The organism is Acidobacteriota bacterium (assembly GCA_030774055.1).
Classification (GTDB): domain Bacteria; phylum Acidobacteriota; class Terriglobia; order Terriglobales; family Acidobacteriaceae; genus JACPNR01.
In genome coordinates, this window is record JALYLW010000031.1 from 1 (window position 1) to 7739 (window position 7739).

Sequence of the window (7739 nt, forward strand, 5' to 3'; positions counted from 1 at the left end):
AAGGTAAGCGTCGCCCGGCAGCGGACCCATGTTGCCCAGCGTGCAGGTATAAGCGTTGTGCTTGCCCTGGAAGCTGACTTCGCCGGTGTTGATGGTGCGGAGCGAACCCACAGCCGAGCTCTCGTTCGCCGACTTACGGGCGCTGAGCAAGTTGGGGATCGCGATCGCGGCGATGATCAGAATGATCGCCACCACGATCAGCAGTTCGATAAGCGAGAAGCCCTTCTGTTTCCGCATTCTTTGTCTTCCTCTCTCTACTCTCTCAATTTGGAAATGAACTCTACGTCGATTCCTACCCCTGCGGGTGTATCTAAGCGCACGTTCGAGTCCACTCTAGGGGTTATCCACAGATTTAGCGCCACCACTTTCTGTATTGTTATCAATCTCTTACAAGAACATTTGGTGCGACTCGGAGGCGCCTAGACACAGGACGGGGAAAATGGATGGCGATTGACAATAATTGACAATCGCCAAGGCTGAATTTTGTCAGCTGCCGGCTGGGACGGCAGCCGCACAGCTCCAGGCTTACAGTTCCGACCCCAGCACCAGACAGTCCTGGCCCGACCGTTGGTCGCTACCCCGGACGACCGAGCTCTGATCGGTGCAGAAGTGACGCGTCCCGCTCTCAGGACCCACCGGGTCGGCGAACCATTGGTATTCAGTGATCACCGCCGACTTGGGGGTGCCGCTGCGGCATCCACTTGCCCGCAGGCGGTAGCCGGAACGGATGCCGCTCGCGGTCTTAGCGTCGATCAAGCGCTCGTCGCCGAGTTCTTCGAGCGAGCAGGTGAAGCCGGTCGCGGGATGCCGATTGTGGTAGCTCAACTCCGCCACATTCAGCGCCCGCAAAGCCCCGACCGCCTCGCTCTCGTTCACCGATCTCTTGCTGACCAGGATCCCCGGCACCGCGATCACGGTGACCATGGCGACGATCGCTGCAAGCAAGCCGATCTCGATCCAGGAGGAACGTGCCCCGCTCATGGGCGCAGCCTAGCACAGCAGCGAACCGGCGGTGGTCGCATCTGCCTGCCGGAAGCAGGTCGCGAGGGCGTGTCGGGTCGCGGCAAAAAAAGGAGCCAGGGGGAAGCCCCTGGCTCGGTGGTCAGTTATGGATCCAGTGTTACCCGATCGGTGTCTTGGTCGCTAAGCAGGTAACTCCGCTCGACGGGGTGGCTACATCCTTCCAGATCACCGCAGAGGTATCGGTGCAGAAGGAAGAGTTACCCGTGACGCCAGCGTTCGCCGGCTGTGTCCACCACTCGTACGAGACCACCGGGGTGGCCACAGGAGCGATAGCAGGCGGGATGGCTACGGCCGCGCCGCAGGTTCCAGTGTTGAAGAAGTAGCCGCTCTTTGCGGTAGCCGCGGTGGTAGCTCCAGCCAGCAAGGCGTCAAGGTAAGCGTCGCCCGGCAGCGGACCCATGTTGCCCAGCGTGCAGGTATAAGCGTTGTGCTTGCCCTGGAAGCTGACTTCGCCGGTGTTGATGGTGCGGAGCGAACCCACAGCCGAACTCTCGTTCGCCGACTTACGGGCGCTGAGCAAGTTGGGGATCGCGATCGCGGCGATGATCAGAATGATCGCCACCACGATCAGCAGTTCGATAAGCGAGAAACCTTTCTGTTTCCTCATTACGCCTCCTCCTTAAGAAGGTGAAGCTTGAAGCTTTGCAACTGAACAGATAACTCGTTACGCAGGGTTGGGAACCGAGCAAAGGAAGGGAAGACTAGCAAAGCATGGTGCAGGAACGCTCGGAATCAGTGGCGCGCACGGTTCCGGTGTGAGCCCCGTAGCTGGTTACGACGGTCGCACCGGCCATTACCAGTAACATCACCAGCATGGCTGCGCGTAGCCCCTGGAAAACCGTTGTCGGCCCATTCACAGCCTGATAAGAGCCGGTTCCGGGTTCCACGGTGAACACGCTCATGCACGCCACAGCGACGATCACCATGGCAAACAGCGCGACCTTCATGAGACGGGGTTCCATCACGGGGTATGTAGTGCAATCCATCCCCCATTCGATGAGGCAGCAGGCAATCAAATATCTAATGTAGAATGAGTTAGTTACGAGATATCCACCGCGCCCTGCCTAGACCATGCGCGACCCGACTGACAGAAAATGTCAACGAATGTCACCCAATTTGTCCATTTGTAAACCAAGGCCGGACGGACGAAGCGACGGGTGGTCCAGCCCCTGGGGAGCGCTCAGCAGGCTAACTGTTCGCGCGAGATCTTCAGGCCGCCAAGGTTTCCGAGCACGGTTACGGCGACAGAGTCGGTCTGGAACGACTCATTCGCGTAGGCCTGCAAGTCGCCGGCCTCGACCGCCTCGATGCGATCGATGATCTCGTCGAGCCCGACAAAGTGGTCGAAGTACATCTCCTGCCGGGCAAGGTTCGACATCCGCGCGGTGGTGGATTCCAGGCTCAACATCAGCGAGCCTTTGAGCTGGTCCTTGGCGCGGCGCAACTCATCTGCGGGCACGGCGTCACCCTTCAACCTGCGGAACTCCTCGACCACCGATTCGACCACGTTCGACGCCGACTCGATCGACGTGCCGGCGTACACCGAGAGGCATCCGGTATCGCGGTACGGATTCAGGTCGCTGTAGATGGAGTACGCCAACCCCTGGCGCTCGCGGATATTCTGAAAGAGGCGCGAGCTCATGCCGCCGCCGAGCAGCGTGTTCAGGATGTAAGACACGTACCGGCCCGCGTGCGAGATGTGGTAGGAAGGCACGCCCACGCAGATCTGTACCTGCTCGAGCGCCTTCTTGTTGCGCATATTGATGCGCGCGGTGATCGCCGGCGCTGGGCCGTGAAAGCCGTTAGCCACCGGTTTCAGTGCCTGGAACCGGCTCTTCACCATCTCCACGAACTGTGCGTGGTCCACGTTCCCGGCCGCCGAGATGATCAGGTTCCCGGGAGCAAAGCGCTGGGCGTAGTAGTCGAGCAGCAGCGGCTGCTCGAAGTTCCGCACCGTCTCTTTCGTCCCCAGGATGGGCTTGCCCAGGGGGTGATCCTGCCAGAAGCTTTGCGTGAAGATCTCGTGGACGAGGTAATCGGGATTGTCCTCATCCATCTTGATCTCTTCCATGATCACGCCGCGCTCGCGCACGATATCTTTCGCGTCGAACACGGGATGCAGCACCAGGTCGCTGAGCACGTCGAAGGCGATGGGCATATGCTCATCGAGCACCTTCACGTTGAAGCACACACACTCTTTGGCGGTGAAGGCGTCCATGTTGCCGCCGAGGGAATCGATCTGCCGGGCGATGTCTTCCGCCGTCCGCGAGCTGGTGCCCTTGAACACCATGTGCTCCACGAAGTGCGAGATGCCGTTGTGCTCGGCCGTCTCATCGCGCGACCCCGACTTCACCCAGATGCCGATCGAGACCGAGCGCAGATGGGGCATCTGCTCGGTCAGCACGATCAGACCGTTGGGCAATACCTCGCGATGGATGTTGCGAACGTCTTCGACCATGACTTTCTTTCCGCGACTCCGGTATCGATTGTTACACAGCATACCGCTCGCGCCGGTAACATTAGCCCTCTATTTTCAGTATCTTAGAAGGACGCGCTGCGTCCCATAAACGTACTAGAATGGCGCGAGGGCCCTGCTTCTGCGCCTCCTATTGGATGCATGCGTAGTGACTCACAATTCGAACTATTAGGCCTTGATATTCATGAGCTTACCGCGCTCGTCCAAGAAGCCGGCGAGCCGGAATATCGTGCCCGCCAACTTTTTCAGGCCATCTATCGGGAGCGCGTGAGCGGGCTCGACGCCGCCTCCACGCTGCCGCAACGCATGCGTGATCCGCTCACCGCACCCTTCACCCTTGGCCTGCCGCGCATCGAGCGCCAGTACAGTTCGAGCGACGGGACCATCCGTTACCTGATCGCCTTCGCCGACGGCCAAAGCGTGGAGACCGTGTGGATGCCCGAAGGCGATGGCGGCGAGGCCGGCGACGGCTCGCCCGCCGGTGATGAAGAAGCAGGGCCGGCTTCGGGAACGAAGACTTCGGGATCGCAGACCTTGAGAGCGAAGAGTTGGGACCGCGCCACCATCTGCGTCTCCAGCCAGGTCGGGTGCGCGGTGGATTGCCAGTTCTGCCTTACCGCTACGCTCGGCATGCAGCGCAACCTCAGCGCCGGGGAGATCGTTGGACAGGTGCTGGCGGTACTCAACGAGCGCGGCGCGCGCGTGGGCGAAGACCGCATCAACCTGGTCTTCATGGGACAGGGCGAGCCCTTTCTCAACTACGACAATCTCATCAAGGCGGTGCGGCTGCTGGTGGAAGGCGCCGGCATCCCTGCCTCGCGCATGACGGTTTCTACCGCCGGCATCGTGCCGCGCATCCATGATTTCGGCCAGGAGCCGGTGCGTCCGAAGCTGGCCATCTCGTTGAACGCCTCGAATGACGAGGTTCGCGCCCGCATCATGCCCCTCAATCGCAAGTGGCCGATCGCCATGCTGCTCGACGCCGCGCGCGCTTTCCCACTGCGCAACCGCGAGCGCATCACTTTCGAGTACGTGCTGCTCGACCACGTGAATGACGACGTGCAGCATGCCCGCGAACTCGCCGAGCTGCTCCGCGGACTGCGCGCCAAGGTCAATCTCATCGCGCTCAATCCCGGCCCGGGCATCGATTTCGGCACGCCTGCCGACGACCGCGTCCGCGCCTTCCAGCAAGTCCTGATCAAGGCGGGCCTGCCCACGTTCATCCGCCGCCCTCGCGGCCGCGACATCTACGCCGCTTGCGGCCAGCTCAAGCGCACCGTTTCCGACGAGCCTTTGATCGCGCTGCGTCCCTGACGCGACTGCTTCCAGCTCCATGGGAGATTGGCCGAGTCGGCCATCTGCTGCTCACCCGCGCTCATCCCACTCTGCTATGACTTGGGCCCCCGGCACGGGTGTATCGTTTGGGGATGCGCGCCGCCAAGAGCAAAGAGCCGAAAGCCAAAAGCGCAGGGCGCGTCGTCCGGACGAACGACCAAACCAACGACCAGACCGACGACCAACGACTGACGCTGCGCGACTACGCCGTCGGCGACTTCGACGCGCTGCTCGCGCTCGACCAGCAGTGTTTCGCCGAAGGCATCGCTTATCCCGCCGCGGAACTCAACCACTTCATCCGCCGCCGCCGCGCCTTCACCATCGTTGCGGAGGATGAACGTGGAGCACTCGCCGGCTTCCTCATCGCGCACATGCAACGCGATTACGGATGGATCGTCACCATCGACATACGCGCGGACGCGCGCCGCAGCGGCCTGGGCACGCGCCTGATGGCAGCCGCGGAAGAGCGCTTGCGCGCCGCGGGCGCCGTCGCCATCGTGCTCGAAGTCGCGGTCGATAATCTTGCGGCGGTGAATTTCTACAAACGGCTCGGCTACACCATCATCCGCACCATCCCGCGCTATTACCTCGATTCGCTCGACGCCTTCCAGATGGCCAAACGCTTCTGACCACCTGGCTCGCGCGCCCGCTTTGCTACAATCGCGCATTCCGAATGAAGCGATGCTCATCCTCCTGATCTTTCTCGCCGGCGCGCTCCACGGGCTTGGCCCTGACCATCTCGCGGCCATCACCGCGCTCAGCGCGGTGAGCGGAGGCACTCGCCGCGTCGTCTTTGTCTCGGCCCGCTTCGCCATCGGACACGCCGCCGTGATCGCTGCCGCCGGCCTGGCCGCGCACTTCGGCCGGGGACTGCTGTCGCAGGACTGGGAGATCCGTCTTGACGTCGCTGCGGGCACACTGCTCTTGCTTGCCGGCCTCGTGATGCTAGCGGCGCTGCTGTTCGGCAAGATCGAGCTTCATTCGCATTCGCACGCGCACGTCCATTCCCACGACGCGTCCCATGACGCGTCACACCGCGCGCACCAGCACCGCCACTTCCATCTGCACTTCTTCACTCGCGACTCTTCCCACGCACCCCATCGTCATGGCGAAGGACGCCTCGCCGCCGCCCTGGGCGCGCTCTTCGCCTTTGGTGGCGTCCGCGGGCTGCTCGCCGTCGTGCCCATCGCGCTGAGCGAGACGCTGGTCATCTCCGCGCTGCGCGTCGGCGCATTCACGCTCGGCATCATCGCCGCCATGGTGGGCTATGGCTTGATCGCGGGCCCGGCGTTGCGCTTTGTGGGCTCGCGTCCGCACTTCGGGGCGCGCCTGGCCGCTGCGCTGACCTCATGCTTCTGCATCGTTGCGGGCGCGGTCACCATCTCGTCTCACTGGAACGGCTAGCGTGCCGCGCGCCAGGAACACGGACACGAGACACAGACCAGAAGCCAGCGTTGCCGTCGATACTGGTGGCACCTTCACCGACTGCGTCTGGATCGAGCGCGGACGCATCCGCATCCTGAAAGTCTTTTCCACGCCCGCCGACCCGTCGCAGTCCATCGCCGAGGCGGTTTCGCGTACTGGCACGCCCCGCCCGGTGCGGCTGCTGCACGGCACCACGGTCGGGACGAACACGCTGCTACAGCGCAAGGGCGCGCGTGTCGCGCTCGTCACCACCGCCGGCTTCGAGGACGCGATCGAGATCGGCCGCCAGCACCGCCCGCGCCTCTACGACTTCTTCTTCGACCGCACGCCGCCACTGGTCGCGCAGGAACTGCGCTTTGGCGTGGACGAGCGCGTCTCCGCCGACGGCGCCATCCTGCGCCGGCCCGACGAAAAAGAACTCGCGCGCCTCGCCGCGCGAGTTGCGGCCGCGCGTCCCGAAGCCATCGCCGTGTGCCTGCTGTTCTCGTTCGTCGCGCCGGAGAACGAGCGCGCCGTCGCCGCGGCGCTCGCAACTCTCGGCGTGCCGCTCTCGCTCTCGCACCAGATCCTGCCCGAGTTTCGCGAGTATGAGCGCATGAGCACGGTCGCGGTGAATGCGTACCTGCAACCGGTGATGCAGAGGTATCTCGAGAATCTCGCGGCGCGGCTGGGCCAAGGCGCAGCCCAAGTCCAGCCGCGCATCTTCGTCATGCAATCCTCCGGCGGCATCACCGCGCTGGCGACTGCGGCAAGTGAGCCCGTAAGGACGGTACTCTCCGGGCCGGCCGGTGGCGTGGTGGGCGCGGCCGCGATGGCGCGGCGCAGCGGCTGCGACCGCATCATCGGATTTGACATGGGCGGCACCTCGACCGACGTTTGCTTGGCCGACGGCGCGGCGCAGACAACGAATGAAGCGGACGTTGCCGGCCTGCCGGTGCGCGTGCCCATGCTCGACATCCACACCGTGGGCGCGGGTGGAGGCTCGCTCGCCCGCTTTGACGCGGCCGGCGCGTTGCGCGTGGGTCCCGAATCCGCCGGCGCCGAGCCCGGGCCGATCTGCTACGGACGCGGCGAGCAGCCCACCGTCACCGACGCTAACCTGCTGCTCGGCCGCCTGCGTTCGGATGCCTTTCTCGGTGGCGGCTTCACCCTCGATCTCGAACGCACGCGGACGCTGGTACGCGCGTGGCTCAAGCGCAGCGGATCGGCGATGGAAGTCGGAGCTTTTGCCGCCGGCGTCATCCGCGTGGTCAACGCCAACATGGAAAAAGCGTTGCGCGTGGTCTCCATCGAGCGCGGACACGATCCGCGCGCCTTCACCCTGGTGGCTTTCGGCGGCGCCGGTCCGCTGCACGCCTGCGAACTGGCCCAGGCGCTCGCCATCCCGCGCGTGCTGGTGCCGGCGCATCCCGGAGCGCTCTCCGCCCTCGGCATCCTGGTTTCGGACGTGGTGAAGCACTACTCGCGCACGGTGCTGTGG

At 63.7% G+C, this 7739-nt stretch carries 8 protein-coding genes and 1 pseudogene; 4 read left to right on the forward strand and 5 right to left on the reverse strand.

Annotation, left to right across the window (positions count from 1 at the left end; translation table 11 throughout):
• The 5 genes and pseudogenes from M3P27_02335 to M3P27_02355 form a co-directional block, all read right to left on the reverse strand.
• Nucleotides 1-237 (reverse strand): prepilin-type N-terminal cleavage/methylation domain-containing protein (locus tag M3P27_02335; protein ID MDP9267149.1); only part of this gene is annotated, 237 nt, incomplete at its 3' end.
• A 288-nt stretch (nucleotides 238-525) separates the two neighbouring features.
• Complete coding sequence (locus tag M3P27_02340) at nucleotides 526-981, reverse strand: hypothetical protein (GenBank protein ID MDP9267150.1); 456 nt, start codon at nucleotides 979-981, stop codon at nucleotides 526-528.
• A 565-nt stretch (nucleotides 982-1546) separates the two neighbouring features.
• Nucleotides 1547-1630, reverse strand: a pseudogene (locus M3P27_02345) (prepilin-type N-terminal cleavage/methylation domain-containing protein).
• Between the two features lie 94 nt (nucleotides 1631-1724).
• Nucleotides 1725-1970 carry a hypothetical protein gene (locus M3P27_02350; protein MDP9267151.1) on the reverse strand — a complete coding sequence of 82 codons (246 nt, stop codon included), beginning with the start codon at nucleotides 1968-1970 and terminating at the stop codon, nucleotides 1725-1727.
• Nucleotides 1971-2203: 233 nt separating this feature from the next.
• A complete protein-coding gene (locus tag M3P27_02355; protein ID MDP9267152.1) occupies nucleotides 2204-3481 on the reverse strand; it encodes an insulinase family protein in 1278 nt (425 codons plus the stop codon).
• Between the two features lie 159 nt (nucleotides 3482-3640).
• Here M3P27_02355 and rlmN point away from each other — a divergent pair, with 159 nt between their 5' ends.
• The 4 genes from rlmN to M3P27_02375 all read left to right on the forward strand — a co-directional run.
• Nucleotides 3641-4813, forward strand: a complete 1173-nt coding sequence (gene rlmN / locus M3P27_02360) for a 23S rRNA (adenine(2503)-C(2))-methyltransferase RlmN (GenBank protein MDP9267153.1) — start codon at nucleotides 3641-3643, stop codon at nucleotides 4811-4813.
• Between the two features lie 113 nt (nucleotides 4814-4926).
• Nucleotides 4927-5463 (forward strand): GNAT family N-acetyltransferase, encoded by a 537-nt coding sequence (locus tag M3P27_02365; GenBank protein MDP9267154.1) that lies wholly within the window; start codon nucleotides 4927-4929, stop codon nucleotides 5461-5463.
• A 52-nt stretch (nucleotides 5464-5515) separates the two neighbouring features.
• Entirely contained in the window at nucleotides 5516-6238 is a 723-nt protein-coding gene (locus tag M3P27_02370) for a hypothetical protein (protein MDP9267155.1), read from the forward strand.
• A gap of 1 nt (nucleotide 6239) precedes the next feature.
• Nucleotides 6240-7739: hydantoinase/oxoprolinase family protein (locus tag M3P27_02375; protein ID MDP9267156.1), on the forward strand; the 1500-nt coding region annotated here is incomplete at its 3' end.

Bases quoted from the DNA above. Each gene is read 5' to 3' on its own strand.
- M3P27_02340 (MDP9267150.1), bottom strand. From the start codon at position 981: ATGAGCGGGGCACGTTCCTCCTGGATCGAGATCGGCTTGCTTGCAGCG.
- M3P27_02350 (MDP9267151.1), bottom strand. From the start codon at position 1,970: ATGAAGGTCGCGCTGTTTGCCATGGTGATCGTCGCTGTGGCGTGCATG.
- M3P27_02355 (MDP9267152.1), bottom strand. From the start codon at position 3,481: ATGGTCGAAGACGTTCGCAACATCCATCGCGAGGTATTGCCCAACGGT.
- rlmN (MDP9267153.1), top strand. From the start codon at position 3,641: ATGCGTAGTGACTCACAATTCGAACTATTAGGCCTTGATATTCATGAG.
- M3P27_02365 (MDP9267154.1), top strand. From the start codon at position 4,927: ATGCGCGCCGCCAAGAGCAAAGAGCCGAAAGCCAAAAGCGCAGGGCGC.
- M3P27_02370 (MDP9267155.1), top strand. From the start codon at position 5,516: ATGCTCATCCTCCTGATCTTTCTCGCCGGCGCGCTCCACGGGCTTGGC.